The following is a 454-nucleotide window of genomic DNA, read 5'->3' as shown; positions in this document are numbered from 1 at the left end:
ACCGCAGTCCACCTACAACGCTGGCAAGCCACAGCCCTCGAACAAGAAGAAGGCGCAGGCTCAGTCCAAAGCAAACACCAACACAGTGACCCCCAAGACAATGCCAGCCTAGGCCTCGAACAAGCATGGCACATCAGCCCTGCATGGATCCAAGATCTCAAAGGCGAAGACCAAGCCACTGCCTCAGGTAACGGCCAAGTCGAAAAACTCAACCAACACCTCAGCGACTACTACGCCGGACAAAGCAAACAATTCATCGCCAAAGCCAGCGTCAGAGACAGCCAAGTCGGCTACTGGTTCAGGCTCGATGGCCATCCAGAAATTGAACAACACAGCGGAGCTGACCAAGAATTCCTCATTGTTGGCAAACGCTACTACAACCAAAACAACCTACCCAAAGACTTAGACCAACAGGTCCAACAACTGCTACAACGCAGCCAATGGACGCCAAAAC

Annotated in this window: 1 pseudogene; it reads left to right on the top strand. The window is 52.6% G+C overall.

Going from position 1 to position 454, the window contains the following annotated elements:
* A pseudogene (locus AC1M9I_RS14625) lies at positions 1-454 on the top strand (type VI secretion system tip protein VgrG); the annotation flags it as partial.

Source organism: Acinetobacter sp. ANC_7553 (assembly GCF_056779895.1).
This window is presented reverse-complemented; position numbering and strand designations above follow the sequence as displayed.